This is a genomic window from Natrinema sp. LJW11 (assembly GCF_056135975.1).
This window is the reverse complement of sequence record NZ_JBWBDM010000015.1, coordinates 1-26,479: the sequence shown is the minus strand read 5'-3', so window position 1 is coordinate 26,479 and position 26,479 is coordinate 1. Positions and strand designations below refer to the sequence as shown.

Below are 26,479 nucleotides of genomic sequence, written 5' to 3'. Positions count from 1 at the left end.
CGATCCGTCCCTGAGACCGGCGGCAGCGCTGGACTTATCCGTTCGAGCGGCATCATTCGTCTAATGACTGAACGGGTGGAATCGGCGGATCCTGCACCCCGGTTCGATGGCGGCGGTGGGACGGAGTCCCAGTGGTACCGCACCCTCGTCGACACGGTTCCGGAGGGTGTCTTCCAGCTCGACGCCGACGATCGAATCGTCGCGGTCGACGATACCCTCCTCGAGCTGACCGGCTACGGCCGCGAAGGGATCCGCGGCGAGCACGTCTCGCGACTCCTTGGCGGAGTCGGAACCGAGGCGCTCGAGGACGATGCGGGAGCGGATGGCGATGGGAGTGCGGGGAACGATTCGGGTGGGGATGGCGATGAGGACGCAGGGAGGGACCGGACGGCGAGCGGTGAGCGGGGCGGCGTCACCTCGATCGAAGGGGCGATTCGGACGGCCGCTGGCACCGAAATCCCCTGCGAACTGCGGCTCGGGACGGCACCTGCCGACGACGGCCGGCGGGGGACGGTCGGCGTCGTTCGCGAACTCGAGTCGCGACCGTCCGGGAGCGCGTCGCGGGCGGAATCGGAGACTGGCGAACGCGCGGACCGTCCGGTCGAGCCGGCCGCGGCGTCCGAACGGGGCTCGTTGCGTTCCTTCGACTCGATTACCGCGGTGCTCGAGGGGGCCGACGTGGGCGTTTTCGTCCTCGACGACGGGTTCGACGTCGCGTGGATCAACGACGCGATCGAGCGATACTTCGGCCTCGACTCGACGGCGGTGATCGGCCGGGACAAACGCGAGTTACTCGACGAGAGTATCGCCGAGCGGGTCGGCGATCCGGATCGGTTCGTCGACACGCTCCGTGCGACCTACGATGACAACAGCGACACCGAACGATTCGACTGTCACGTGACGCCGGGCGAGGACCGCGAGGAACGCTGGCTCGAGCACCGGAGCAAACCGATCGAATCCGGTCCGTACGCGGGCGGACGCGTCGAACTTTACTACGACGTCACCGAACAGCACCGACGCGCCTACCAGCTCCGTCGGCTGAACGAGGCCGTTCGCGAGTGGCTCGAGACCGGGACGCGCGAATCGGTCGCCGAGCAGGCCTCTCAACACCTGTTCGACATCCTCGACCTCGAGATCAACGGCGTCTTCTTCTACGAGCCGGAGCGAGCGGCGCTCGAACCCGTCGCCTGGTCCCAGCCGGCAGCGTCCCTGTTCGGGGAAATTCCGACGTTCGCCGCCGGTGAGGGGGTCGCCTGGCGCGTCTACGATACCGGCGAGCCGGCGATCTACGACGACGTGACGACGGATTCGAACGTCTACAATCCCGAGACACCGATCCGGAGCGAGATCTGCCTTCCCCTCGGAGCCCACGGCGTCGTTATCATCGGCTCCGAAAAGCGGACCGCGTTCGACGAGGCCGATCTCTCGCTCGCGAAGATCGTCGCCTCGAGTCTCGAGGCGACCCTCGACCGGATCGGCCGCGAACGGACGCTCGAACGCGAGCGGAGCCAGACCGAAACGCTCCTCCAGACCGCACCGGTCGCGATCTCGGTCGAAGACGCCGACGGCGAGACGGTACTGGCGAACCGTCACGCACAAACCGAACTCGGACTCGGCGACCGCGACCCCCTCGGCGAGACCGAGTTGCTCGCCGCGCTGGACGTCTCCGATGCGGACGGCGAGCCGATCGCTCCCGAGAACGGTCCCTCGGCGCGCGTCAGAGCGACCGGCGAGCCGGTACGCGACGAGGAGATCGCCGTCGAGGATACGACCGGTGACCGAACGTGGTTCTCCATCACCGCCGTTCCGGTCTTCGGGCCGGACGGCTCGCTCGAGCGAGTCATCTCCGCCGGCGAAGATATCACGACGCTTAAAGAACAGGAACGTCGCCTCGAGCGGCGCAAGCGCGAACTCGAAACCGAACTGAGCGAAATCCTCGGGCGCGTCTCGGACGCGTTCTACGCGCTCGACGACGAGTGGCGCTTCACCCACGTCAACGAGCGCGCCGCGGAACTGCTGGATCACGCGGAGGCTGAGCTTCTCGGTGAGACCATCTGGGAGGCGTTTCCCAGCGCGATGAACTCCGATCTCGGCGACCGGTATCGCGAGGCGATGGAGAGCCAGCGACCGATCTCGTGGGAGCGCTACTCCGGTTCGCTCGACATCTGGATGGAGATTCAGGCGTACCCCTCCGAGACGGGGCTGTCGGTGTACTTTCGAGACATTACCGACCGGAAACGTCGCGAGCGCCAACTCGAACAGTACGAACGGATCATCCAAACCGTCGAAGACGGGATCTACGTCCTCGATGAGGACGGGCGGTTCACAATGGTCAACGACGCGTACGTGGCACTCACCGGCTACGATCGCGACGAGCTGATCGGAAGCCACGCCTCGCTCGTCGTCGACGAAGGGGCGATGGACGACGCCCGGACCGTCGCGGAAGACGAGAGCGACGTGTCGACGCTCGAGACGTCTCTCGAGACCGAGTCCGGGGATCGGCGGCCGGTCGAAGCGACGGTGACGTCGATCGCCACCGCCGAGTCCGGGCCCGAACGGATCGGCGTCGTCCGGGATATCACCGAACGGGAGGAACGCCAGCGCAGGCTCGAGGAGAGCGAGCAGCGTTACCGAACGCTCGCCGAGAACTTCCCGAACGGCATCGTCGCCCTGTTCGACGAGGAACTACGATACACGGCCGCCGGCGGACGACTCCTCGACGACCTCGACATCGGTCGAGCGGCCGAACTCGAGCAGACGATCTACGAGCGGTATCCCGACGAGCTAGTGGCGGAGATCGAGCCCCACTTTCGGGCCGCTCTCGACGGCGACGAGCGCACCTTCGAGGTGACCTATCGGAATCGAAACTTCCGTGCGACGACGCTGCCGGTTCAGACCGGCGGCGAGGTCTCGAGTGGCATGCTCGTCGTCCAGGACATCACCGAGCGAACGGAGTACCGGCGCAAACTCGAGGAGTCGAACGAGCGCCTCGAGCAGTTCGCGTACGCCGCCTCCCACGACCTCCAGGAGCCGCTGCGGATGGTCACGAGCTACCTCGAACTGATCGAACACCGCTACGCCGACGAACTCGACGCCGATGGCGAGGAGTTCATCGAGTACGCGGTCGACGGCGCAGAGCGGATGGCCGAGATGATCGACGGCCTCCTGGAGTACTCACGCGTCGAATCGCAGGGCGATCCCCTCGAGCCGGTCGATCTCGCCGACGTTCTCGCCGACGTTCGCGAGGATTTAACGGTCAGTATCGAGGAGCGAGACGCCGAGATCACGGCGGAGCCGCTCCCCGTCGTCGCCGGTGACGCGAGCCAGCTCCGACAGGTGTTCCAGAACCTCCTCTCGAACGCGATCGAGTACAGCGGGGACGAGCCCCCGCGGATCCACGTCAGCGCCGAACGGAGCGGCAGCGAGTGGGAGATTTCGGTCCGCGACGAGGGGATCGGCATCGATCCGGCGGCCCAGGACCGGATCTTTCACGTGTTCCAACGCCTCCACAGCCACGAGGAACACGAGGGGACCGGGATCGGCCTCGCGCTCTGTCACCGGATCGTGGAACGTCACGGCGGGGAGATTCGCGTCGACTCCGAACCGGGCGAGGGGTCGACGTTCTCACTGACTCTGCCCGCCGCCGACGAGACCGAACCGTCACCGTCGGCGTCGGAATAGCCGTCCCAGCGATTCGAGCGATCGATTCGAGCCGGCTGCGATCAGCCAACAGCTATATATTCGGCCGCCGACTCAACCCGGCAAAGCGGTGCACGACGTGATCCCGACACCACTTCGATCGGCTCGATCCCTGCTCGCCGCCTCGCTCGCCTGTTTCGCCGTCGCCGGCGTCGCGACCGCCGCCGCTATCGACGGGCTCGGACTACCGCTCGGAGCGACCGGAATCGCCGTCGTCGGCGTCTATTGCGTCGCTCGCTACGCTCAGTCGGTCTCCCGACAGACGCTCGCCGTCACGGCGCTGGCGCTGTGGGTCTCGTTCCTCGGGGTAGCCGGCAGTCACGCCGTCGGCCTCGAGGCGATCGGCGCCGTCGCACCGGGTCCCGCCGACGCGACGACCGTCGCGCTCACTGCGGTCACATGGGCGACGCTGCTCGACGCCGTCGCGTCGACGGTCTTCCTCGGCCTCCGCGAGTACGGCTCCCCGGCTCCGGCAGCGGAACCCGACGACAAGGTGTTCGACGGCGACGCGTCCGATTACTCGACTCGGTAGCTGACGGCGATTCCTTCTCCCAGCGGGACGACGACCGTCTCGAAGGCCGGATCGGCTCGAACCGTCTCGAGGTAGTCGATAACTCCCCGCGTCTGTTCGGTGCAGTCGACGGGAGCGTCGCCTTCGGCCCACTCGAGCAGGTCATCGAAGTCGACGACGCTGGCCGTGATCGCGTTGTCGGCGACGACGACGCCGCCGACGGGAACGGTCTCGCGAACGGCCTCGAACGCGTCCGCGTAGCGTTCCTTCCGATGATCGATCAGGACGACGTCGAAGGGGCCGTCGTAGCGATCGATCGTTTCCATCGCGTCGCCGAGCTCGTAGCGCGCGACTCCGTCGTAGCCGCCCGCAGCCAGGTACTCGCGGGCGAGCTCGAGTTCGTCCTCGTCGACCTCGGTGAGGACGATCTCGCCGTCCGCGGGGAGAGCCTCGGCGAACCAGTAGGCCGAATAGCCGTAGCCCGACCCGAACTCGAAGATTCGTTCGGCGTCGCTCAGGCGGGCGACGAACCGGAGGAACGCGCCGACCTCGGGGCCGACGTGGGGGAACCCCTCGGCGGCGGCGTACTCGTCCATTTCGATCAGCGTCTCGTCGGGATCCGGGCCGACGGCGCGAACGAAGCGAGCGATCTCGTCCGTGAGGACGTCGGTCATACGCGAGCATACGACCGCCAGCCTATAGGGTTCGGGGAGGCGGAAGCGGCCGGTCGTCCCGTCAGCCGCGTCCGGAACCCGACGGCCTCCTACCGGTTCCGACTCACCGGGAACGAGACGCGATCGGGATGCTCGTTGAACCGCTCGAGGACCCGTTCGTAGAGGTCGTTTTTCACCCGCTGTCCGCGCCGCGGGTGGACCAGATAGCGAAGCCGAAGTTCGACCCACGACTCCCGCTGGACGACGTTGACCGACGGACCGTCGCGCACCTCGAGCTCGACCGGCGTCTCCTCGAGGAGTTCGCGGTAACGGGCGATGTTCTGGGCCATACGCTCCCCCAGATACTCGTCTCCGATATCGGTCAGTTCCTGACGGGCGAACGCCAGATCCGTCTCGTAGGAGAGCTGAATCGAGATCTCGTTCCAGACGTACGGGAACTTGTCCCAGGAGAAGTTGTACACCTCCGAGGAGAGGACCGTGCTGTTCGGAAGGGTGACGACGCGACCGGAGGGCTGGTTCGAGGAGACGAGTTCGCCGTTGATCTCCCAGAGCGTCGTGACGAGGAAATCGACCTCGATAACGTCTCCCTTGGCGTCACCGATCCGGACGCGGTCGCCGACCTGGTAGGGCCGTTTGACCATGATGTAGATCCAGCCCATCAGCGAGAACAGCGGCTGTTGCAGCGCGAAGGTGATCGCGAAGCCGACGACGCCAAGCGAGAAGAGCACGCCCACCCACTGCTCCGTCAGGACCCCGAGCAGTCCGATGACGGTGACTGCGCCGAGGCCGAATCGGAGCACGTTTCGCGCGTCGTGGGCCCGCCGTTTGTTCGCGATCCGCTGAACCAGTAGATGCCGTCCCAGTTGATAGAGCCCGTAGGTTCCGGCGACGACGGCGACCGCCAGCAGGGCCTTCTGTGCGATGATCGCGCCGGCGACATCGCCGACTGAGAGCCACGTCAGATCCAGCGCCGGCACCGCGTTTGCAGCGACGGTGGCGACGATCGCAACTGCCAGCGAGCCGAACCCGAGGAGCCTGTTCACTCGAACGGATTTACAGGCTCGCGTGAAAACGATTGTGTTGATCCTGTCAGCCGTCGGCATTGCCGATCCCCGTGGGCCGCCGTCGAAACCGCGAGCCTCCTGTGAGCAGCGAGGATACCCTTTTTGTGCTCCAGACCGTCTACCAACCCGATATGTCCGCCGAACACCCCCTCGCCGACTCCGTCGACAATCTGGTGTACGAGCCGGTACAGGTTCACGAACACGGGATCGACCTGACCGTCGGTGCGATCTACGAGGTCGCGGCTCCCGGTCGCATCGACTTCGGCGGCGACGAACTCGCGGACGCCGACCTCGAGCCGGTGCCGACCGAACAGGAGAGTCCCCACGACGAGTACGGCTGGTGGCACCTTGAGGGCGGCCAGTACGTGATCCAGCACAACGAGTTCCTGACGGGGCTCGAGGGAGCGGCACAGCTCCAGGCGCGCAACGAGCTGTTGGCTCGAGGCGGTTCCCATCCCTCGATGCACGTCCGAGACCACCTGCCGCTGCTGCCGCTGTCGGTGGCCGACGGCGGGCTCCGACTGAAGGAGAACGCGCGAGTGTCGACGCTGATGGAACTCAACGGCAGCTCTCAGTGACTCCATAGTCGGTTTCGGTCAGCGGCCACTAACTCCGGCGCGATTTGGTGAATACGTAGACCAGTAGACGTGTGAATTGAACGCGGGGCGGTACGCAAGCATCCGCTCGCGACGCGAGCGGTTTTCCGCCGGAGCGGGGTGAAACCCCGCGACGGCGGCTTTTTGGCATCAACGGGTTTTGCCGGGGTTCGACCGAGTGAGCGAAGCGAACGAGGGAGGACCCCGGTAAAAGAGGTTGCTTCACTCAGCGTGATCGTATGCGGCAGGGAGCGTAAGCGAAATCGTCGTTCCCTCGGACGGGTCGGCATCGATCCAGATCTCGCCGCCGTGGCGTTCCACGATGCGCCGACAGAGCGCGAGGCCGATCCCGGTCCCCTCGTGTTCCTCGTGACTGTGGAGGCGCTCGAACACCTGAAACACGCGATCTTCGTCCGACGGATCGATGCCGATCCCCTCGTCGCTGACCGAAACGATCCACTCGTCACCGTCGCGCGTGGCGGAAATCGTCACTCGAGGCGCTCGCTCGCCGCTGTACTCGATCGCGTTCGAGAGGAGGTTCTGGAACACCTGCCGGAGTTGGCTCGCGTCACCGGAGACGGTCGGTAACGGTTCCCTGGCGATTTCGGCGTCGGCGTCCGCAATCCGCCGCTCGAGATCCCGGAGGACATCGTCCACTACCGCGTCGAGATCGACCGGCTCGAGGGACTCCCCTTGCGTATCGACTCTGGAGTACGCGAGGAGGCCGTCGATCATCGCCGACATCCGCTCGGCCCCGTCGACCGCGTACTCGATGAACTCCCGGCCGTCCGCGTCGAGTTCGTCGGCGTAGCGGTGTTCGATCAGTTCGAGGTAACTCGTGACCATGCGCAGCGGTTCCTGGAGGTCGTGGGAGGCCGCGGAAGCGAACTGCTCGAGGCGCTCGTTCGACGCCTCGAGTCTGCGCCGGTACTCCGTTCGCTCGGTGATGTCGAAATGGGCGACGGCGACGTATCTCCGATCGCCGTCCGTAAAGGGTGCCGCCCGCATGAGAAACCATCGCCGTTCGTCCGGAGAGTGGCACGGATATTCGAATTCGAGCAGGTCCCGGTCGCCCGAGAGAATCTCGGACAACCCGGCGGCGATAGTCCGTGCGGTCTCCGTCTCCGCCCGGGCGGTGATCTCGAGATAGTTGGTGCCGATCGTATCCGGTCGGAGTTCGATCTCGTTTTGCTCGCCGAACTCCCGCCACGCGCGGTTCGTATGCAGGATCGTCCCCTCGTCGTCGAGAATCGCGAAATTGATCGGAAGCGTGTCGACCGCGGCCGGAACGAGTGCCTCCGGCTCCCGAGCGTTCATACCGACTATCCGTCGATCGATGGAGAAAACGTTGTCCCCGACGGGGGAAACGGAAAACGGCTCGAGGGCTCGAAAGAGCTACTGCACACACGAGAGGGCCGTGAGAACCGTCTATCGGCCGTCCAGCGATCGATCATCGAACTCAGTACGGTCCGAGCAGACGCGACTCGAGAGTGGGTCCCACCATCGGTCGAGACGCGAAGAAAAAGAACGGTATCGAACCCGGTGAGCGGTGCTACTTCCCGGCGTATTCGGGCTCGCGATCCTCGAGGAAGGCGTTGACGCCCTCCGCGTGATCCTCGGTGTCGAAGACGATTCCCTGCGCGACGGCCTCATCGGTCAGCGCCTGTCCGAGGGACTTCTCGAGGCCCTCACCGACGAGTCGGTTGGCGTGGCGCAGCGCGATCGGCGGGCCGGAGACGACCTTCTCGACGAAGGCGTCGACTTCCTCGTCGAACTCGTCCTCGCCGTAGACGTGGTTGACCAGTCCGAGCTCCTTCGCGCGGTCGGCACCGAAGATGTCGCCGGTCAGGACGAGCTCCTTGGCGACGTTCTCGCCGACGATCCGGGGCAGCAGGTAGGAGGTTCCGGCGTCGACGCTCAGGCCGACCCCTCGGAAGACGAAGCCGAAGACGGATCGATCGCTCGCCAGCTGGACGTCACAGCCGATCGCGAGGTTCGCGCCCGCGCCGACCGCCGGGCCATCGATCGCCGCGATCGTCGGGATCGGGAATTCGACGAGCGTGGTCATCATCTCCTTCGTCCGCTGCTCGAGGCTGCTCGCTCGGTCGTCGGCCGGGATGTCTTCCTCGAGGGCGTTTACCATTCGTTCGACGTCGCCGCCAGCGGAGAACGCGCCGCCCGAGCCTTCGATGACGACACACCGGGCGTCGCTCCCCTCGATCTCTTCTAAGGCCGCGACGAACCCGTCGTGGATCTCGGTGGAGAACGCATTCCGTCGGTCGGGCTGGTTGAGCGTGATCGTCGCAGGACCGTCGTCCTCGATCTCGAGGAGGACTGCATCGCCGAGTGACATTATTCGTCACCTCCTTTCTGTTCACGGAGCTTAAATTTTTGGACCTTTCCGGTGGTCGTCCGCGGCAGTTCTTGGACGAACTCGACCTCGCGCGGGTGCTTGTACTCCGCCATGTTAGTCAGACAGTACTCTTTGATCTCCTCCTCGGTCACGTCGCCGTCGGGTGTCCGGACGATGAAGGCCTTGACGGTCTCTCCGCGGCGTTCGTCGGGGATGCCGGCCACGGCGGCGTCGGCGACGTCGGGGTGCTCGAAGAGGAGCTCTTCGACTTCACGCGGGTAGACGTTGTAGCCGCCCGTAACGATCATGTGCTTCTCGCGGTCGACGACGTAGAAGAAGCCGTCTTCGTCCTTGTAGCCGATGTCGCCGGTGTGGAACCAGCGCCGGCCGCCCTCCTCGGTGAAGACCTCCTCGTTGGCCTCGGGCAGACCGTAGTAGCCTTTCATCACGTTCGGCCCGGCGACGACGATCTCGCCGGTGATCTCGCGGAGGTCGGCCTCCTCTTCGTCGATCGGCCCCTCCTCGACCGGGGAGACCTCGTTGAAGTCTTCGTCGACGACCTTCGAGTCGACGCCGGGGACGGTCTTGCCCACGCTGCCGACGCGACGGCCGTCGATCGGGCTGTTGAAGTGGGTGATCGGACTGGTCTCGGTCAGGCCGTACCCCTCGTAGATCTTCGGCTCGTAGAGCTCTTCGAACCGACGCAGGACCTCGACCGGAATTCCGGAGCCGCCGACGCCACAGAGTCGCAGCGACGACATGTCGAACTCCTCGGCGTTCGGCTGGTTGATGACGTCGTTGTACATCGCCGGCACGCCGTGCATGATCGTCAGCTCCTCGTCCTCGATGAGCGAGATCGCCTCCTGTGCGTCCCACGAGGCCATCGGGTAGTAGGCGCCGCCGTGGAACAGCGCCGCGTTCATCGTCACTGTCATCCCGTAGATGTGGAACAGCGGGAGGACACCGAGTCCCTTGTCGTCGGGGCGAATGCCATCGGGGATGAGCTCCGCCGCCGCGTTCGCGTTCGACGCGAGGTTGCTGTGGGTGAGCTGAACGCCCTTGGGCTGTCCGGTCGTCCCCGAGGTGTAGGGCTGGACCGCATCGTCGTCGTCGGCACGGTCGGCGATTCCGGGATCACCCGGCTCGAGGAAGTCCCCGAACGCGGTGGCACCCTCGGCCTCGCCGCCGACGCTGACGACGTGTTCGACGCTCGTGTCGTCCCGTACCTCGTCGACGAAGGGGACGAGGTCCGCCAGCGCGACGACCACCTTGGCCTCGCTGTCCTCGAGCAGGTGGCCGATCTCGCGGGCCTTGTACTGCGGGTTCATCGGAACGACGACCCCGCCGGCGCGAAGCGTCCCGTGGAACGAGATCACGAACTGCGGCAGGTTAGGGAGATAGAGTGCGACGCGGTCGTCTGCGCCGATCCCGCGCTCCTCGAGCGCGGTCGCGAACGCACCCGTTTGCCCCCAGAACTCCTCGTAGCTCGTCTCGGACCCCTGAAAACCGATCGCGGTGTTGTCGCCGTGTTCCTCGACGGCGCCCGCGACGTTAGTGACAAGATTTGTCATAGTCCGTGCAATACGTTTCCGTGTACCGTAAAAAAGATTATTAAAGATGACGCCGGCTGTCGATCAGCGAACGAACGCGACATCCTGTAGATCGCGTCGTCTGTTTCGTCTCGAGTAAACCACGGTGGTGGATGTCAACGCCGATCGCCCTGTCGGTGGTTCTACTGACGGTGAGATTCACCATCAGATAGACTAGGAAAGAATACGAAGAGCGGACGATTCCGGTCTGCTTCACGAGCGTTTCTTCGATAGCCACTGTCCAACGAAGCCCCCTATACCGCCGAAGAGCGAACCCATGCCGATCATAAACGGATAGACGAGTAGGAACCCGAATACGTATTGGAGAGCGATAGACCCTAGCGGGAGAGCAACCGATTGAGTACCGATGCGAAGAATAAGGGCCAGTGGGCCCAGAACGAGAATCGGTAGTCCGCCGGCATACCCACCGGCTTTCAAAGCGTCTCGGCGTGTCCCGCTCTGAAGGAAGCCAGCAACGAACCCTCCGACGATTTGGCCGGATCCAGCTGATGGTGCAGATGGGGCAAACACTGCACCAATATTGTAATTTACTCCTACTATATTTATAAATAAACAGACCAAGGCGTCACAGAAGACGGGGCTGGGAATCGCCCGCTAAATGGCGATTCAGATGTCAAATACCGTATTCTGTGAATCATATTTTATAAACACACGGCCTGACGAGGTGCCGCCGGTCACTCCGAGAAGATGTCGTCCGGCGAGAAGGCCTCGAGCGGACCGACCGGTTCGCCGGTGGTCGCATACTGGTAGAGGGCGGCGCGAACGATCATGCCGAGGACCTGGGTGACGACGATTGCGGCGACGAGGAGCAGTCCACCGATCGCGCCCATGAGAAATGCGGCAACGCCCGTCGCAGACAGGTACGCGGCGGCGAGGAGGCCGATGCCGACGAGCGCGACCGGAAGTAGCGCCAGCCCGATGCCGAACGTCACGGTCACGCTCTCGCCCCACGTTCGGGCGAAGGCGTCCCCGCTCCGTCGCAGATCCGACCGGAGCGTATCGGTCCGGTCAGTGACGATCACCGGGACGACGAAAAACGTCAGAAGGCCCCACGTCAGGTCGAGGATCGACCGGGTGAGCGTCCCGACACCGGGAACGTTCTCGGACAGGACGGAGAGGAGGGTACCGACAGTCGCGGACAGCAGCCCCCACTTCGCGATCCGACCGCGGACCGCCCACGCGGCGGCCAGCCCGTCGCGGACGGTTGCCTCCTCGCCGGCGAACTGTCGGGTCGCACAGTGGACCACCGCGGCGTTGAAGAAGATGCCGACGCTCGAGGAGACGGCGAGGCCGGCGAAGATGACGCCGTACTTGACGAGCCGGTTCGTGAACATCGCATCGACGAGTCCGTAGTGGAGTACCGCGACGCCGCCGACTGCATACGCACTTCCGACGACCACGAGACTCAACAGCGGAAGGACCGCGAGCCGAGGCCGCTCCCGAAACACGTCGAGGCTGGCGTCGGTGACCGTAACCGCGCGTCGGAATCGTCCTGACATATTCACAACTACTCTTTCGGAATATATATTCCTGTCGCTCAGTTGACTGCCGTAGGGCCGAGCCCTCGAGGCCGGACGGAGAGCGACGAGGGTATTTACGGCCGCGTTACCTAGCCTCGCGGTATCGATGTATCAGGACATCCTCGTTCCGACGGACGGGAGCGACGGCACCCGTCGGTCGCTCACGCACGGACTGGCGATCGCGGAGCGATTCGACGCGACGATTCACGCGCTGTCGGTCGTCCCTGAGGGGCCGCTGGGGACGCTCCAGACCGACGAAGCGATCCCCGCCGCGGAGCGGGCGGTCGAGCGGATCGAGGCCGAAGCGACGCGGGAGGGCGTCGACGTCGTGACGGCGGTCGAGCAGGGAGTCCCCCACGAAGCGATCCTCGGGTACGCCGACGATCACGGTATCGACATGATCGTTATGGGAACGCAGGGCCGAACCGGACTCGACCGGGTGCTCGTCGGCAGCGTCACCGAACGGATCGTCAGAATGGCCGACGTCCCGGTCGTCACCGTTCGCCTGAACGACGAGATACGGATCGAAGACGCCGACGAAGCCGCACGGATCGCCCGAAAGACCGCCGAACAGGAGGGCTACGACGGGGTCAGCGTCTCGGAGGATCCACACCGAACCAGCGCCTCCTGGATCGTCCCCCTCGAGACCGAGGCGGGACCGGTTCACGTCCACGTCGACGCCGTGACGAGCGAATCCCGGGTCGCCGAGGGAACCGACACCGAGTAGGAAATATAACGCGTAGTTGAGTGCACAGGCGCTCGTTCCGCGACGATGCCTCAACGCAGTTAGCCCGGATTTTGTCTCAAGCACCTGAGCGCTATCGCTCAGTGACGATAGCCGACACACCTGAGGCGAACATCCCCGACGGGATCACGGTTAGCCGCTGGGAGACTGACCGTTGAATCTCGAGTTCGAAGTATCACCGTTCTCCGAACGCGAGAGCTGCCACTACCAGTAGGGAGGGAGCTTCGAAATGGAGGATGCAAGCCAGGGCAGGGCTGCCAACCCGAGGTTCAAAGCCGTGGTTTTATGACAGTCTCCTTCTTCTGAGTGTTCATGGCGTCGACACCACGTGACCGAATCGACAGTCTCCGCGAGCGAATCCAAGGCGGCGACGAGATCGCTGACGCCGACCGAGAACTTCTCCTCGAGTTCAGCGACCGCCTCGATCTCCTGGCTCAGTCCTACTCCGATCACCGACACGAGAAACTGCTCAGGCACTGCACCATCATGGCCGAGGAACTCGACGGCGACACGATCGCGACCGCCCTCGAGGAACGCGACGCCGCAGAGACGATCGTCGCCTGGATCAACCGCCGCTACGATAACGAGGAGACGAACCGGGACTACCGGAGCGCTATCCGCGTCTTCGCGAAGCGCGTCACCGACGGCGAGGATCCGCCCGAGTCGATCGAGTGGATCCCCACCGGCACGTCGAACAACTACGATCCGACGCCCGACCCCCGGAACATGCTCCAGTGGGAGGAACATATCGGGCCGATGCTCGACGAGTGCTACAACGCACGCGACGCGGCCATGATCTCCCTGCAGTTCGACGCCGGTCTCCGCGGAGGCGAGTTCAAGGACCTCGACGTCGGCGACGTCCAAGATCACGATCACGGCCTCCAGGTCACCGTCGAAGGGAAGCAAGGACGTCGGACGGTCATGCTGATCCCGTCGGTCCCGCACGTCCACCGCTGGCTCGACGCACATCCCGATCGCGACGATCCCGATGCACCGCTCTGGTCGAAGATCACTACGCCCGAGCCGATCTCTGATCGGATGGTCTCGAAGGTCTTCGACGAGGTCGCTGAGCGCGCTGGCGTCTCGAAGCCCGTCACGCTCACGAACTTCCGGAAGTCCAGCGCTGCCTTTCTCGCCTCGAGGAACCTGAACCAGGCCCACATCGAGGAGCATCACGGCTGGGTCCGTGGAAGCCGCGTCGCCGCCCGCTACATCTCCGTGTTCAGCGAAGACAGCGATCGCGAGCTCGCCCGACTCCATGGGATCGACGTCTCCGAAGAGGAGGCCGACTCGATCGCCCCGCTCGAGTGTACGCGGTGTGGTCGCGAAACGCCCCGCGACGAACCGCTGTGTGTCTGGTGCGGCCAGGCGATGGATCCTCAAGCTGCGGCCGAGCTCGACGACGCCAGTGACCGGGAGGCCGAATCGCTCGCTGATCTCCCCCCGGAAAAGGCCAAGCAGGTCCTCGAACTGGCCGACGTCCTCGACGATCCCGACGTCCGAAGTTCGTTGCTCGACGGATAAACTACTACCAGCTATATCTTTCATCGGTATCCCTCCTCTTCGAGGCGCTCGAGGAGGATCTCGGCGTCTTCGGCCATCGGAACGTCTTCCTCGATCAACATCTCGAGCGTGTCTTCGTGTTCGGCAAGCTCTGCCCATGGGTCGCTATCGTCGTCGGTTGGGGGTGTTTTACTCTGACTCATCGGTTGCTCACCTGTGAGCGGACGTACTGCTGTTCTTCGTCAGGGCGGTTCGACAGGGGGATACAGGTCGTCAGTGTCCCGTTCTTGGCCAAGAGGACGAGATCCGTCTCGGCGTGGTAGCGGGCGATCGTCGATGGCCCGCGAGCGCTGGGGTAGCCGACCGGCTCGGCGTCCCACCAGACTCGCTTCAGGTCGTAGTCGGACATCCCCGAGCGCTGCGGCCAGCGATCCTCCTGAACGTGCTCGGAGATCCAGATGAGGCCGCCGTTGCGTTTGGCGTCGGCGCTCATGGGATCATCACCACCATCGCGAACGCGGTCCCGAGGACGAGCATACAGACGCCAATGAAGGCGACCCAGCCGGTTGTGGTCAGCTGGGCGCGATCACCCTCACCCCGCTCGCGTGTGAAATCGTCTGCGACGGGCCCGCGGACGGACGTGGTCCCGCGTCCTGTGTCGGCGACCATCCGGATATCGCTGTTCTCGTCGAGGCGCTGGATCACTGACGCACTCCAGACGTTGCCGATCGCGGAGCGCAGCGCCGCCTGGGCGTCCGGGTTGTCGACCTCGTCGCGGAGCGCCTCGAGCTCGGAGCAGACATCGTCGACGCGATCGACGACCTCGTGCTCGCCGACCAGGAGGCCGCCGTCGCCGGCCTCGGTGATCGTCTCGCGACGGAAGACTTCCTCGAGGTTGCCGTCGGGCTCCTCGTCGTCGGTGAACCACGGCTGTCGTTCGCCGCAGCGAGGGCAGAACTTCGCCGATGCGGGGATCTCTTCCTCGCAGTCGTCGCAGTGGATTCGGTACGAGCCGCCCGTCATCGCCGCTCACCTCCTGGCCTTACGTCGCACCACTTCCGTTCGAAGTTGTCCCGAAGGTGGCTCTCGAACTCTGAAACGTCTCGAAGACTACTCGGCTGCTCTTTCTCGTCCTGAATCCTCTTACGGTAGCCGGCGAGGTACATCTCGAACGCAGCATGATGCATCCGGACGCTCTGGAGGACATCGTCGAATCGGTCGGTAGCGCTCTCAGACATGGCTACCACCCTCCCAGAAGTCCGAGTAGTCCTCGTCGTAGAACCACTCGTTGTCACAGTCGAAGCAGACTGCGACGTCTTCGTCGAGCGGGCGTGTCTTCCGCGATCCGCAGGAATCGCACTCGGGTGTCGGATGCTCCTCGTAGCCAGTACCGCTCGAGGACCGATCGACGCCCCCATCAGTCGCGACCTCGCGCTCGGCGGGCTCGTCGGCCTGCTCCTGCTTCTTCGTCGCGATGAGCTTGTTGCACTTCCCGACGAGGATCCCGCGGGTGATATCGTGCTCTTCGTGCTCGACGCGGGTGATCTCTCGAAGCCGGTCGATCTCGGCGCGGGCCAGCAGCCCGTGCCACGAGAGGAGGTCCTCGTTTTCGACCGCGCGGGCGATCGCCATCTGGACGTCCTCTTTGGTGACGCCGTCGAGCTTCCGTCCCTGATGGACGAGGTTGCCACGAGAGCCCCAGCGGGAGTCGGTTCCTGCGGGGTACTCGTGGACGTTCTCGAGCACCCACTGATAGACGTCGACCTCACCACCGTCGGCAACCAGATCGTTCTGGTAGATGCAGTCATGATCGATCTCGGCAGCCGTCGAGGCTTGGTTCCCACAGACAGCACACCGGATCTCGTCCTCGGTACGTTCGGCCCAGGCAGGAAGGCCGCCGTCGGCCCGCAGCTCGCTCGCCGGTGCGAACTCACCGCCGTCGGGGACCGTCTCGTCATCATCGGCCTTGAGGTACGCCTCGCAGTCCTCGCAGGTGTGAGCGTCCGCGAGCCGACGCGGGTCGTCGCGGACATCCGCGACCGGCGTCTCGAAGCACTCACCGCAGGCCGCGGCGTGCCGGGTGTCCTCGAAGTACATCGAGGCATGCCACGTCTCGTCGACGGCCTGGACCCAACAGACGATCCCCGTATTGCTGTCGAAGTTGTCTGACGGGAGTCCGTGGTACTCTTCGTGCCGTTCTGGGCATTCGTCGACGGGATGGTTCGCAGTCTCGCAGCGAGGACAAACCATCAGGCCTCACCTCGAGCCATGCGAACATCCCCGACGCTCGCCTGTGCGTCCTCGAGGACTTCTTCGACTTCGTCTAGATCAGCGCCGCTGGCAATCGCCGCACCGAGGGCAGTTTCAACCGTCGCCCGGAACTCTTCAGCAGACATCACGACCACCTCGGTCCATCTGCTCGACATGATCCCGAAGCTCGTTGATCGCGTCTGCGGTCATCGCTTCTTGAGCCATCGTCTCGAGCGCGTCTTGGTAGTCGGATTCGAGCTCGTAGTTGCAGACCTGAGCGGCATCGGCGTTGCTGTACTGGACGATCTCGCCGTAGATCGCGCCATGAAACACGTCGTCCGCGAACCACTCATGATCGCCCACGCGATCTTTTGCCTCACTGCTGAGGTCACCGAGTTGTCGGCCGTAAATTCCGCCGTCGTCGCTGATCGCAGAGACGATTTTCGTGACCTCGAGGCGGTATCCCGACTCCTCGATGTGGAGTTTCTCGACAAGGGTCATGCTTCCACCCGCTCGGACTCGAGCGTCTGCTGTTCGGCCTCGTCTTCCTCTTCTTCGTCCTCGAGGGCGTACGCGATCGGGACGATCTCTTCGTCGACGAACCGAGCGAACTGCTCGACCGACATCTCCTCGGGCTCCCACACCGCGAAGTAGCCGGAGCCGTAGACGACGAGGCGGACGAACTCGCCGCGCCAGAGCGTCGTCAGCGCGACGCCGACGTCGGACTTGATCGCGTCCTTCTGCATCGCACCCTGGCCCCACTGGATCGAGATATCGTCACCGTTGAACTCGCGCGACGCCATCTCGATCGTGTAGTCGCGATCGGCATCGCGCTGGTTCCGGACGAACTCCGCTGGCGACAGTCCGACGTGATCGATCTCGACGCCGGTGCGCTTGACGAACTCCGTGAACGGCCAGTCGACCTCGAGATGGTCGTCCTGGTCGCGGGCCGTGTGCGTGCGCTCGGCGACGATCCACCCGCCGCCGGTGACGTCGGCGATAAAGTCGGAGGCGACCGTCCGGGTTCGCGTCTCGCGGTCGATCTCGACCACGTGGCCGTCCATCGAGACGATCTCCTCCTCTTTCGGAACGCGGCCGGCGACCGTCCCGCGTTGGACGGTGAGCTCGTCATCGAGGTAGCTGACCGCCGACTCGACGTGGAGCGCGCGATGCGTGTCGTGGTAGTTCGCGAGCGGCTCGTCGACGGTCTCGGTCAGGAAGGCGAGTTTGCCGTCGATCATGACCAACCCACTCCGTCGTACTTCTCACGAGCATCACGAAGCACTTCCTCGAGGTTCTCCGCGTACAGCTCGAAGAACCGGAACTGGCCGATGAACTGGTCCAGTTGACTCTCAGCTTCGGCGGCGACCGTCTCGGGTGTGACCTCGCCGTGATGATCGTCGACGATGTCTGCCTCGAGGAACATCTCTTCGACCGTCTCTTGGAAGGCAATGGTCGTCGCCGTCATCATCCCGATCCCGTAGTCGGTCCGGTTCGGGTTGAAGAACGTGTGGTAGCCGAGGTCGCCCCACCACGCAGCCTCCCCGAGAGAATCGCGCTCGCGGATCTCTTCAGAGATCGCCTCGAGGCGCTGTTCGGCTGGCCGGCGATCGAGCTCCGCTGCGGCGCAGCTGCCGTTGCAGTAGTAGTCGGTGACGACCCCGATACCGTCCTCTGCGGGGTGGGAGTGTTTCATGACCTCCTCGTCGTCCTCGAGGTCGGTTTCATCGAAGGTGATCCGGTCGGGGATCTCGCCGCCACAGTGCTGGCAGACGATCGTCATCGAACCGCCTCCACGTCGACCGTGTGACGCGACCAGAGGTAGGCCTCGTCTGGGTTCTCTCGGTCCTGAAGCCAGTAGCGGCCGTGGACGTCGACCGCACTCTGAACGCGCGGCGGTTCGCCGGTCAGCCGCCCGAGGACGGACTGGAGATAGTTTGCGGGGGTTGGCTGCGTGTTATTCGATCCGTTATCGTCTTCTGTATGGTTGTCGTCTGAGTACATGGTTTCAGTCGTACCCGGGGCACATTCCAGCCCCGGATGGTTGTCGTCTGGAACCCGCGGACAGCCGGGGCGCGCTATCGCGTTGGCCTGTGGTGCGCGCTCCGGCCGTGGCCGCGAGTAACTGATTCTGTTGTTGGCCCCAAGACGCACTAAAAGTACCCCGCCTCATTTCCGAAAGGGCGAGCATCGGTAACCGACTGCTACCAGCAGCGCTGGCTGCTGTAGCCGCCGCATTACGATATCCGAACGTCGTGTCGTGGATCATGCGTACCTGGGACTTCTGCCGAGTCGGGCGCTGATGACGCCCGGCTCATTTCCGTTTAGTTCGTAGCCTGTGCTCCTCCGACATCGCCGTCGCTCTCGCCGAGATCTTCTTCAGAACGATGGCGGTCGACGTATTCTTCAGCCGCCTCTTGAATGATCGCAGAGCGGCTAACCCGATCGCCGGGCTCACTACGCTCGTGCGCGATCTCGTCGAGGTCAGCCTTCAAATCCTCGTCGAGGTAAATGCTCGTCTCAGCCATCATCTATCTCTATTGGCCTATTGGACTAATAGCTTGTGGTGCCAATTGGACGAACAACAGACCTAGGTTTATAAACTACTAGTCTAATTGTCTACTATATGAGCGAGGACATGAAGACGGTCAGCATCTACGCACCAGAGGACCTTGTCGAAGATTTCGACGATAAAGTCTGGCAGATGAAGGCCGATGGTGAAATTGACCGAGATGCATCGAGAAGTGAGGTTATCCGACACCTCATGGGGGAATGGGCAGAGGGAAACTCGACATCGAGTTCGACAGCGACGGCGACAGCTGACTAACTACGCTGCCAGAAACACGAAATCGAGATCGACGCTCGCCTCGAGGCCGGGATCGGTCACCGTGTACCGCCGGTCCCTCGTCGTCCCCTTCCGTTCGATCAGATCGTATTTCTCGAGCTTCTCCAGATAGTTCCGCACCTGCCGCCACCCGACGGGATCACGGTGACGATCGGCGTAGATCTCCTCGCAGTGGACGTTGTACGCGTTCTCCAGTACCGACTTATCGACCGTCGGACCGAGCCGGCGTGCCAACTCGTAAATCACGCGGTGGCTGTATGACAGACTCTTCAGATTCGCCTCGCGCATTTTCACCTTCGCGCGCTGAAAACAGTCGTCGATATCGGTATCAGTGACCGTGTCGTTACCGCGCTCCGTCGCGATCTCCGCAGCGGCCCACACCGCTTTGATCCCGTACCGCGCAACGCCGTCGGTCACCTTCGCGATCCGCTCGAGTTGGTCACTGCTGAACGCGTCGTAGTTCAGCCCCTCCCTGACCCGTGGCTCGAGGATCTCGACCAGCTCGTCTTTGCTATATGGAGCGAATTGAATCGTCGAATCGATACCGAAGTTTCCGATGACGGCGTTGTTGAGCTTCCCCAACCACTCGGTGCGATCGTGGGTGATAACGATGACGGAGATACCCTCGATATCAGCTAAATCGGCGAGGATCTCGTGATCGGCGATCGAGTCGGCCTCGTCGAGGACGAGAATATATGGCTCGCCGTCGACGACGCGTTCGAGCGCTGCTTTCAACCGACTCGGTTTCCAGTTCAACTGGACGGTGACGTCGTCAGGATGCTCCGCTGCGGCCTCCTTGAGGAGCATGTTCCGCGTCTTGTCGCCACAGTGGATTTCCGCCCACGCAGAGTCGGAGTAGGCCGGCAGCTTCCGCGTGAGAAAATGGCGAGTGGTGGCGGTTTTCCCGACACCGCTCGAGCCGTAGATGAGGACGTCTTCGCCTTCGAATCCGTGGGTCGTCGGCCCGAGCCGTCGCGAAAGATGTTCGAGCTCGTCGTTCCGATTCGGGAGCTCGGTGGGGGGCCACGAATCCGTAAACACGTCCGTTCTCGAAATCATAACAGTGTGATTCGCGGACAGATGTAAAAGTAGTACCCCGCCTCGTTTCCGAAAGCGCTACTCGGCGATCGCGACCAGGAACGTGCCCTGGGACTGGACTGTCGAAACCCCGCAGTCGGCATCGGCCAGCGCCCGCAACACGCCCGGCGGGACGCGGTCGACGTCCGGGCCCAGCACGATCTCGAGGACGCGCCGACCGCCGTGATCACGCCGATCGACGAGCCGGGCGTCGCGAACAGTCGGGTGCGATGGGACGGCCTCGGTAGCCGCCTCGAGGTTTGCCGTCTGGACGCTCATCGTTCCCTCCGGACGGTCGTCAGGCAGCTGGGGCACGTCACGACCGGGCAGTTGTGGCTGTTCGCGACGTCGTCTTCGCTGATCCGGATCAGCGCCGTCCCGCAGTCGTCGCAGTCCTCGTCGAGGACTTCCTCACTCATCGTCGTCCTCCAGGAACTCGGCGATCGCCCGGCAGCGCTCGGCGACCTTCTCGTCGGTCAACGGCCGCTGGAACTCGACTCGCATCTCGACCGTGTCACCGCTGGCCGCCATCACTCCTCGACCTCCTCGAGCAGTGCCTCGACGTCGCTCTCGAGATCTTCCCGGTCCCCGTGCTTGACCGCGAGCCCGGCGAGCCGTGCACCGGGCCCCCAGAGGCCGGACGATATCAGGTCTTGGGCGAAGTCGGCGACGAGCGTATCGACGTCGTGACCGATGTTGTTCAGGACCCGACCGAGGAATCGTTGGTTCGGTGCGTCGAAGTCCTCGATGTCACCATCGAATCCGACGATCGCCTCTGCGACCCCGAAGAACGCCTGGACGTGGCCGTCGATGACGACATCCCACTCGCCGACCTGACCGTATCGTGCACCCATGCCCTCTTCCTGGGCGTTGAGAAGCTTGTTGACTGCCGTCCGTTCCGGGTGGCGCTTGCTCCGCAGCGCCCAGAACTCGCCGAACTCCTCGAGCGTCTCGATGCGGTGGGAGATCTCGACCGTGCCCTCGGTACGCTCGGTGATGTCGCCACGATCGCGGACGATCGTCGCGGGACCCGACGCCTCGACGAGGAACGACCGTGGCAGTGGCGTTCCGTCGACGGTCTCTCCCTTGAGGCAACCTGCGACATCGGAGTCGTCAGCGCCGGTCGACATCACTCGCCACCTCCGATCACCGTCTCGACTTCGGCGAGCTCGCGCGCTTCGTCGACGACGTCAGCATCGAGTCCAGTGTCGACCGCGTACGCCTCGAGGACGTCGACCGCGCCCTGGTCGTCTTCGGCGGCGCGGGTGAACAGCTCCTCGAGTACCTGGACGCGAACGCGATCGGCGACCGGCCGGCCACCGTCGGCCTTCTCGGTCTCGACGCGGGCCAGCCGGCTCTCCGGGAAGGCGTAGTCCTTGTTGGGCTCGCTCTTGATGTTTGAACAGTAGGCGACGTCGAAGACGCGATCGTCAGCTGTCGTCCCGAGTCGTTCGTTGCCGTAGTTCTCGGCGAGTTCGTAGTTGTTCTCCTCAGACCACTCCGCAGCCGTCAGCCCCGTGTCGTTGAGTACGTGAACGGGTCGTCCCTGTGCGAGATCGATGCAAACGTCGCCGGTCTGGATGTCAGTGTCGTCGGTCATGTCGGTCTCCTCCGCCATCCGCAGTTGTTCGTTCACACGCGCTGCGTGACTGTTCGACTCCTCGCCGCTGCCGTCGCACCGCACCTCGGGCCCGGCGACTGCCTCGGCGATCTCGCCCTGGCGGATGTCTTCCTGGGCCTCGCGCTCGAGTTGATCGCCTCGGAGGCTCTGGTGCTGGTGACTCGCGGACATCTTACAGCACCTCCTCGAGGACGTCCTTCGCCTGGTCAGCTGCCGAGACTGGGCGCTCGGCCCAGCCACTCTCGCCTTCGTCGCCGACCTCCTGGTCGATGAACGCGATCCAGCGCCGGAGATCGTCACCGCCCTCGCCCATCGATCCGAGCAGGATTCCCTCCGTGTGCAGGATCGGGGCCCGCAGCGAGAACACCGGCACCGCACCGGAGTCGTCACGGTCGGCTCGGGACTTCGTCACGACGATCCGCTCGAGTTTGCGGTCGACGTGGTGGTGACGGCCTTTCGTGTCTTCGCCGACGTAGCCGTAGTTCCACGAGCGGCGCTCGAGGACGACGTCGTCAATCTGTGCCTGTGCGTCAGTCGAAACGGTTTCATCCGTTCGGGGTGTAGCTGCCATTTGCCTTTCACGAGGCACGGGAGGTCGGCGTTGCACCGCCGGCCTCAGATTTTCCGAGGCATCCCGTGCTCACCCTATAGTACACCCCATATCCACTTATAGTTTACTGTCGTCAATTACGTAGTCGCATACAGTAGTAATTTATTTACAAGAGTAAAGACAACAGTCAACTATGGCGGCGGAAAACCATGGCCCGATGGGCCTTGACCGGAAGGAGATCGACAACAAGATCCTCGATGCGTTGCACGACGGCCGAAACGTCCCGTCGAACCTCGCGGACGAACTCGATGTCTCCCGGCAGTACATCAGCCAACGGCTGAAGCTACTCGAAGCCGCGGATTATGTTGGGAACGTCGGTCGCGGTGTCTACGAACTCGTGGACGATCCGCGGAGATCGGAAGGGTACAAGAAAATCGGTGATGACCTTGACTGGGAAAAGCTCGGGCCGGTTACTACCTATGACGTGGATCGGCTCGAGTATTCCCTTGATGTACTTCAGGAGTGCGACGAGCTAGCCGACGGACTGACATGGGAAACAGTAGTTGTCGAGACGCCGGAATATAATCTCACAATAGAAGAGATTCTCGGCGCCTTAGGGGAAGCGAAACACTTGCTCGAGTACGCTAAAGAACTGGAGGAAGAGCTCAATGAGTAGCGCCCAGTCCACCGACGAACGAACCATCGACTGGCCTCGAGGCCACGATCGCACCGACTCAGCTGACCGCGACTCCTACCCGGGCGATCTCACGCCTACGCGCAAAGAGTCGTTCCAGTCGATCGTTGACGAGCTCGAACAGTGGGAAGCCACCGAGGGAAGCGTCCGGATCGAGACGGCCTCGCAGCACTACGTCGACCGGCCGAACATCCCCCACCAGCACGACAAGCCCGACGACGTCGGCGTCGCGGCCTACTTCCGACGTGAGGGTGAGGCCGCCGACCACGAGTTTGCCGTCTCCTGTGACTGCTGGAAAACCCAGCGCGAGAACGCCCGCGCGATCGCACTCTGGGCGAGACGGCAGCGCCTCGCCGAGCGCTGCGGTGTGCAGACCGCCGCCGACACGGTCGAGACTGCGCGGCTGCCCCCAGCAGACGAAGAGGCGATCGCGGCGCCGCCGGCCTCAAGCGAAGATGAACTCGACGAGGAGCCCCACAAGATCCTGGACGTCGCGCCGGACGCTCCCGCCGACGTCGTCACAGCGGTCGCCCGCCGGAAGTCGGCGAACGTCCACCCTGACAGTGACGATCCCGACGTCGAGGAGTACAAGAAGATTCAGAAGGCGAAAGAAGCGATGCTTGACTAATAGGAATTCAGCGGTCGCGAGGAACGCTCAAGCAGCAAGCTCCCTGATACTGTTCGTCAAATTCTCCCGGTAATATTATGTGAATATCTCGTATACTTCTCCGCATGAGCAGCGACGACGAACCATACCACGCGATGCAGGTCCCAGGTTCCCAGTTTTTCCTTGATCTGATGAGGAAGGGGAAACTCCATCCAGAGGCTTATCTCGATATCCTTGAAGAGAGGTTGGAGAAGGTCCCAGAGGCAATACAACCGGAGGATCTCCATGATCTATGGACAAGTGACCGGCTGACTGATGAAGAGTACCTCTCGTTCGATATAAGCTGGCCGGATGATATGGATGAACTTGATGGTATGCGAGACGACCACTCGACTCAAGAGTTCCATGGGCGGTTCTGGGAAGAAGGACCATTAGAGTAGATCCTATTTCACCGCCACTCGTGGTGCATCCAGTCCAGTTCGTCGCGATGCTCCTCGAGCCAGTCCTCGAGTCGGTCCTCGTCCCCTTTCCAAAGCCATTCCTGAAACGATAACTCCCCATCGCGATCGATTTCATTGACGCCAAGCCTATTCTCGTGACCGTCGAACCGGCGGGCGTAGATCACTGCCTCATGCCCGCGATCGCGGATTGCGACGACGGTCCAGAAGACACCATCTTGTTTACAGAGTGCCCGCACCATCGCCTCGACATCACCGCCCCGGAGCTCCAGCAGTCTCTGGCCGAGTTCGTATCGGAGGACTCGCTGTTTTCGAACGTAGTCATGCATACCCAGGAAACGGTCACGGCCCCTCTTAGCACTGGCCGGGCCGGTTCCGATACTTCCGATATCGTATTGAAAACGGGATGGGGGAATGGGTTGGCAGTGTGCCTCCGGATGGGGTGGGGGAGAGAGGGAGCGGAGGCATTCTATTGTTTATAGCTATCACCATTAACTGTTTTGGGCAGCATTAATAAGCCAATAAGTTGATAACAATATGACCACAAGGGACAGACGGCGGGGGTGAGGATTTAGTCGTTGCCCGACAAGATCCGTCCGACACGAGACATACGGTCCCTCGCCTTCCGAGATCGAACCACGTTTCGACGTGAAGTCAATGGCCAAATTGTCAAACTCGATCTCGGACCCACCCCTGATTGACACACCACCTGAAGGGATGGGGGCTCAACGCTGACATCCCCCTGTCGGCGTTTCTGTGATGAGCGAACTTCTATACAGAGCCCAGTCAGCAGTATAGGGACTCCTGGGTCCATAGAGTTAGCACTTCGAGATTGGAAAACGCGCCGTGGGAGAAGAAAAACTACGGTCCCTACCCGGTAGCTTTCCCCAGGCAGCGCGAAACGCCATATCGCAATCTGGGCGTTACGTGGGTAGTAATCCCACGCTAATAGCGTATTTCCGGATCACCATTATTCTTCCGACAACGACCGTGTGGAGAGCGGATGTTCTTGGCTAATTTGACCCGTGCGCGTGGGTTGGCCGTGAAATACATAGTGGGTTAAACCAGTTATGGGGATGGGTAATAGAACACAAAACTTATGCCATGAGTGGTAAGTTAATATTAATACCCCTATCCGGAGGCCCGTCGGTATGCGACGAGATGTCGATACCACGTGGACGGTCGCCTTCCGATGAATCGCGCGCTAACTAACGCAGACAAGACAATAACAAAAACATAATGACAAGCGAAACGGACTATCGCAAAAAGGGACGTGCAGTCGTCCTGGCAGCGCTTATGGTCCTCTCCGTTGTTGCCATGACCGTATCCTTTACTGGTGCGGCAGCGGCAGCAACAAATGACGAGGTAGACGCAGAACTTACCGTTGGCAGTATCGACGGAAATAACACCTGGATCGGTCAACAGGTAAAGATCAATAATGTTAACTCCCCTGCAGACCTGATGCAGGACGGTGACGTTGTTGAGAACCTTCGTGTCGATACAAGCAATAGTACTGCTATGTTAGACACGAGCGACCTTAGCGAAGGTCGGTACTACATTCAGCACGGTTCCAATGACACTAAGACAGGAACCTTCTGGGTCAACGAGCACCAAATCAGCACTGAGTTCTCCAGTGCTTCTGTGTCCCAAGGTGACAACGCTACACTCACGTACGAAGACGTGAGCGATATTGCTCGTACGGACAGTAACGTCAACATCTCCGTGACTGGCGAATACGACGGTGAAGCGCTCACTGAGAGCGAAATCAGCGCGATCTTCCCTACCGCGGAGAGCGGTGAAGAGAACGACGACGGCGCTGTTCTGCTCACCGGACTTGACACGGATACAAATGCAACCTTCAGCAGTGACCAGAACCTCGGCGACTACAACTTCACGTTCGACGTGACTGACACGACGGCCGAGGACACTGCCAGTATCACCGTCCAACAGCCTGGAGAGAAAAGTGTCGATTTCACCGACACGACCTACCAAGGCGTCACCGGTGACGAGGTTGAGATCGATCTTGAACTCTCCTCGACCTCTAGTGCGTACCTCGAGCTCTCGCACGAGGGTACCGACGTCGGTAACATTACGCTCACAGG

35 protein-coding genes are annotated in these 26,479 nt (G+C 62.8%); 10 read left to right on the top strand and 25 right to left on the bottom strand.

Annotation, left to right across the window (positions count from 1 at the left end):
- The first annotated feature begins 63 nt into the window (after positions 1-63).
- Positions 64-3,681, top strand: coding sequence for a PAS domain S-box protein (locus AC0QDI_RS24955; protein ID WP_474672799.1), 3,618 nt, complete (start codon positions 64-66; stop codon positions 3,679-3,681).
- 88 nt (positions 3,682-3,769) lie between these two features.
- Positions 3,770-4,231, top strand: a complete 462-nt coding sequence (locus AC0QDI_RS24950) for a hypothetical protein (protein ID WP_474672798.1) — start codon at positions 3,770-3,772, stop codon at positions 4,229-4,231.
- Here the strand turns inward: AC0QDI_RS24950 and AC0QDI_RS24945 are convergent.
- Complete coding sequence (locus tag AC0QDI_RS24945) at positions 4,216-4,884, bottom strand: O-methyltransferase (RefSeq protein WP_474672797.1); 669 nt, start codon at positions 4,882-4,884, stop codon at positions 4,216-4,218. The two genes, AC0QDI_RS24950 and AC0QDI_RS24945, sit on opposite strands and share 16 nt — an antisense overlap.
- 89 nt (positions 4,885-4,973) lie before the next feature.
- Positions 4,974-5,927, bottom strand: coding sequence for a mechanosensitive ion channel family protein (locus AC0QDI_RS24940; protein ID WP_474672796.1), 954 nt, complete (start codon positions 5,925-5,927; stop codon positions 4,974-4,976).
- 152 nt (positions 5,928-6,079) lie between these two features.
- Here AC0QDI_RS24940 and AC0QDI_RS24935 point away from each other — a divergent pair, with 152 nt between their 5' ends.
- Positions 6,080-6,526, top strand: a complete 447-nt coding sequence (locus AC0QDI_RS24935; protein WP_474672795.1) for a dCTP deaminase/dUTPase family protein — start codon at positions 6,080-6,082, stop codon at positions 6,524-6,526.
- A 240-nt stretch (positions 6,527-6,766) separates the two neighbouring features.
- Here the strand turns inward: AC0QDI_RS24935 and AC0QDI_RS24930 are convergent, their stop codons facing one another.
- The 5 genes from AC0QDI_RS24930 to AC0QDI_RS24910 form a co-directional block, all read right to left on the bottom strand.
- Positions 6,767-7,861, bottom strand: coding sequence for a sensor histidine kinase (locus AC0QDI_RS24930; RefSeq protein WP_474672794.1), 1,095 nt, complete (start codon positions 7,859-7,861; stop codon positions 6,767-6,769).
- Positions 7,862-8,096: 235 nt separating this feature from the next.
- Positions 8,097-8,897: an enoyl-CoA hydratase/isomerase family protein gene (locus AC0QDI_RS24925; RefSeq protein WP_474672793.1), complete on the bottom strand. Its 801-nt coding sequence runs from the start codon at positions 8,895-8,897 to the stop codon at positions 8,097-8,099.
- The gene (locus tag AC0QDI_RS24920; RefSeq protein WP_474672792.1) at positions 8,897-10,468 is read right to left on the bottom strand and encodes a long-chain-fatty-acid--CoA ligase; all 1,572 of its coding nucleotides are present in this window, start codon (positions 10,466-10,468) and stop codon (positions 8,897-8,899) included. Before AC0QDI_RS24920 ends, AC0QDI_RS24925 begins: the two co-directional genes overlap by 1 nt.
- A gap of 231 nt (positions 10,469-10,699) precedes the next feature.
- The gene (locus AC0QDI_RS24915; protein ID WP_474672791.1) at positions 10,700-11,017 is read right to left on the bottom strand and encodes a DUF5518 domain-containing protein; all 318 of its coding nucleotides are present in this window, start codon (positions 11,015-11,017) and stop codon (positions 10,700-10,702) included.
- A 164-nt stretch (positions 11,018-11,181) separates the two neighbouring features.
- A complete protein-coding gene (locus AC0QDI_RS24910; protein ID WP_474672790.1) occupies positions 11,182-12,006 on the bottom strand; it encodes a DUF6159 family protein in 825 nt (274 codons plus the stop codon).
- 127 nt (positions 12,007-12,133) lie between these two features.
- Here AC0QDI_RS24910 and AC0QDI_RS24905 point away from each other — a divergent pair, with 127 nt between their 5' ends.
- Positions 12,134-12,754 (top strand): universal stress protein, encoded by a 621-nt coding sequence (locus AC0QDI_RS24905; protein ID WP_474672789.1) that lies wholly within the window; start codon positions 12,134-12,136, stop codon positions 12,752-12,754.
- 330 nt (positions 12,755-13,084) lie between these two features.
- Complete coding sequence (locus AC0QDI_RS24900; protein ID WP_474672788.1) at positions 13,085-14,296, top strand: tyrosine-type recombinase/integrase; 1,212 nt, start codon at positions 13,085-13,087, stop codon at positions 14,294-14,296.
- 20 nt (positions 14,297-14,316) lie between these two features.
- On the opposite strand, the gene AC0QDI_RS24895 is transcribed toward AC0QDI_RS24900, so the two are convergent.
- From AC0QDI_RS24895 to AC0QDI_RS24845, 11 genes are all read right to left on the bottom strand, one after another.
- Complete coding sequence (locus tag AC0QDI_RS24895) at positions 14,317-14,478, bottom strand: hypothetical protein (RefSeq protein WP_474672787.1); 162 nt, start codon at positions 14,476-14,478, stop codon at positions 14,317-14,319.
- Complete coding sequence (locus AC0QDI_RS24890) at positions 14,475-14,768, bottom strand: hypothetical protein (RefSeq protein ID WP_474672786.1); 294 nt, start codon at positions 14,766-14,768, stop codon at positions 14,475-14,477. The genes AC0QDI_RS24895 and AC0QDI_RS24890 overlap by 4 nt, the downstream gene beginning before the upstream one ends.
- A complete protein-coding gene (locus AC0QDI_RS24885) occupies positions 14,765-15,298 on the bottom strand; it encodes a hypothetical protein (RefSeq protein ID WP_474672785.1) in 534 nt (177 codons plus the stop codon). Before AC0QDI_RS24885 ends, AC0QDI_RS24890 begins: the two co-directional genes overlap by 4 nt.
- On the bottom strand, positions 15,295-15,513 hold the full coding sequence (locus AC0QDI_RS24880; RefSeq protein ID WP_474672784.1) for a hypothetical protein: 219 nt from the start codon (positions 15,511-15,513) through the stop codon (positions 15,295-15,297). The genes AC0QDI_RS24885 and AC0QDI_RS24880 overlap by 4 nt, the downstream gene beginning before the upstream one ends.
- Entirely contained in the window at positions 15,506-16,525 is a 1,020-nt protein-coding gene (locus tag AC0QDI_RS24875) for a hypothetical protein (RefSeq protein WP_474672783.1), read from the bottom strand. The genes AC0QDI_RS24880 and AC0QDI_RS24875 overlap by 8 nt, the downstream gene beginning before the upstream one ends.
- Positions 16,525-16,671, bottom strand: coding sequence for a hypothetical protein (locus AC0QDI_RS24870; protein ID WP_474672782.1), 147 nt, complete (start codon positions 16,669-16,671; stop codon positions 16,525-16,527). Before AC0QDI_RS24870 ends, AC0QDI_RS24875 begins: the two co-directional genes overlap by 1 nt.
- The gene (locus AC0QDI_RS24865; RefSeq protein WP_474672781.1) at positions 16,661-17,026 is read right to left on the bottom strand and encodes a hypothetical protein; all 366 of its coding nucleotides are present in this window, start codon (positions 17,024-17,026) and stop codon (positions 16,661-16,663) included. Before AC0QDI_RS24865 ends, AC0QDI_RS24870 begins: the two co-directional genes overlap by 11 nt.
- Entirely contained in the window at positions 17,023-17,766 is a 744-nt protein-coding gene (locus AC0QDI_RS24860) for a hypothetical protein (RefSeq protein WP_474672780.1), read from the bottom strand. Before AC0QDI_RS24860 ends, AC0QDI_RS24865 begins: the two co-directional genes overlap by 4 nt.
- Positions 17,763-18,308 carry a hypothetical protein gene (locus tag AC0QDI_RS24855; protein ID WP_474672779.1) on the bottom strand — a complete coding sequence of 182 codons (546 nt, stop codon included), beginning with the start codon at positions 18,306-18,308 and terminating at the stop codon, positions 17,763-17,765. Before AC0QDI_RS24855 ends, AC0QDI_RS24860 begins: the two co-directional genes overlap by 4 nt.
- Positions 18,305-18,529: a hypothetical protein gene (locus AC0QDI_RS24850; RefSeq protein ID WP_474672778.1), complete on the bottom strand. Its 225-nt coding sequence runs from the start codon at positions 18,527-18,529 to the stop codon at positions 18,305-18,307. The genes AC0QDI_RS24855 and AC0QDI_RS24850 overlap by 4 nt, the downstream gene beginning before the upstream one ends.
- A 320-nt stretch (positions 18,530-18,849) precedes the next feature.
- The gene (locus AC0QDI_RS24845) at positions 18,850-19,053 is read right to left on the bottom strand and encodes a ribbon-helix-helix domain-containing protein (RefSeq protein ID WP_474672777.1); all 204 of its coding nucleotides are present in this window, start codon (positions 19,051-19,053) and stop codon (positions 18,850-18,852) included.
- A 98-nt stretch (positions 19,054-19,151) separates the two neighbouring features.
- Here AC0QDI_RS24845 and AC0QDI_RS24840 point away from each other — a divergent pair, with 98 nt between their 5' ends.
- Entirely contained in the window at positions 19,152-19,352 is a 201-nt protein-coding gene (locus AC0QDI_RS24840) for a ribbon-helix-helix domain-containing protein (RefSeq protein WP_474672776.1), read from the top strand.
- Here AC0QDI_RS24840 and AC0QDI_RS24835 read toward each other — a convergent pair whose 3' ends face one another.
- The 6 genes from AC0QDI_RS24835 to AC0QDI_RS24810 all read right to left on the bottom strand — a co-directional run bounded on the left by AC0QDI_RS24835 (position 19,353) and on the right by AC0QDI_RS24810 (position 22,639).
- Positions 19,353-20,429, bottom strand: a complete 1,077-nt coding sequence (locus AC0QDI_RS24835; RefSeq protein WP_474672775.1) for a Cdc6/Cdc18 family protein — start codon at positions 20,427-20,429, stop codon at positions 19,353-19,355.
- A gap of 57 nt (positions 20,430-20,486) precedes the next feature.
- The gene (locus AC0QDI_RS24830) at positions 20,487-20,726 is read right to left on the bottom strand and encodes a hypothetical protein (protein WP_474672774.1); all 240 of its coding nucleotides are present in this window, start codon (positions 20,724-20,726) and stop codon (positions 20,487-20,489) included.
- Positions 20,723-20,866, bottom strand: a complete 144-nt coding sequence (locus tag AC0QDI_RS24825) for a hypothetical protein (RefSeq protein WP_474672773.1) — start codon at positions 20,864-20,866, stop codon at positions 20,723-20,725. Before AC0QDI_RS24825 ends, AC0QDI_RS24830 begins: the two co-directional genes overlap by 4 nt.
- A 111-nt stretch (positions 20,867-20,977) precedes the next feature.
- Positions 20,978-21,577, bottom strand: a complete 600-nt coding sequence (locus tag AC0QDI_RS24820; RefSeq protein WP_474672772.1) for a hypothetical protein — start codon at positions 21,575-21,577, stop codon at positions 20,978-20,980.
- Complete coding sequence (locus AC0QDI_RS24815; protein WP_474672771.1) at positions 21,577-22,239, bottom strand: hypothetical protein; 663 nt, start codon at positions 22,237-22,239, stop codon at positions 21,577-21,579. Before AC0QDI_RS24815 ends, AC0QDI_RS24820 begins: the two co-directional genes overlap by 1 nt.
- Before the next feature lies 1 nt (position 22,240).
- Positions 22,241-22,639, bottom strand: coding sequence for a hypothetical protein (locus AC0QDI_RS24810; RefSeq protein ID WP_474672770.1), 399 nt, complete (start codon positions 22,637-22,639; stop codon positions 22,241-22,243).
- Positions 22,640-22,811: 172 nt separating this feature from the next.
- Here AC0QDI_RS24810 and AC0QDI_RS24805 point away from each other — a divergent pair, with 172 nt between their 5' ends.
- From AC0QDI_RS24805 to AC0QDI_RS24795, 3 genes are all read left to right on the top strand, one after another.
- The gene (locus tag AC0QDI_RS24805; RefSeq protein WP_474672769.1) at positions 22,812-23,294 is read left to right on the top strand and encodes a winged helix-turn-helix domain-containing protein; all 483 of its coding nucleotides are present in this window, start codon (positions 22,812-22,814) and stop codon (positions 23,292-23,294) included.
- Complete coding sequence (locus tag AC0QDI_RS24800) at positions 23,287-23,940, top strand: J domain-containing protein (RefSeq protein ID WP_474672768.1); 654 nt, start codon at positions 23,287-23,289, stop codon at positions 23,938-23,940. The genes AC0QDI_RS24805 and AC0QDI_RS24800 overlap by 8 nt, the downstream gene beginning before the upstream one ends.
- 104 nt (positions 23,941-24,044) lie before the next feature.
- Positions 24,045-24,359 (top strand): hypothetical protein, encoded by a 315-nt coding sequence (locus tag AC0QDI_RS24795; protein ID WP_474672767.1) that lies wholly within the window; start codon positions 24,045-24,047, stop codon positions 24,357-24,359.
- Between the two features lie 8 nt (positions 24,360-24,367).
- Here AC0QDI_RS24795 and AC0QDI_RS24790 read toward each other — a convergent pair whose 3' ends face one another.
- Positions 24,368-24,706, bottom strand: a complete 339-nt coding sequence (locus tag AC0QDI_RS24790) for a hypothetical protein (RefSeq protein ID WP_474672766.1) — start codon at positions 24,704-24,706, stop codon at positions 24,368-24,370.
- A 910-nt stretch (positions 24,707-25,616) separates the two neighbouring features.
- Between AC0QDI_RS24790 and AC0QDI_RS24785 the strand changes: the two genes are divergently transcribed.
- Positions 25,617-26,479, top strand: an 863-nt coding sequence (locus AC0QDI_RS24785) for a surface glycoprotein (RefSeq protein ID WP_474672765.1), incomplete at its 3' end; no start/stop codon positions are given.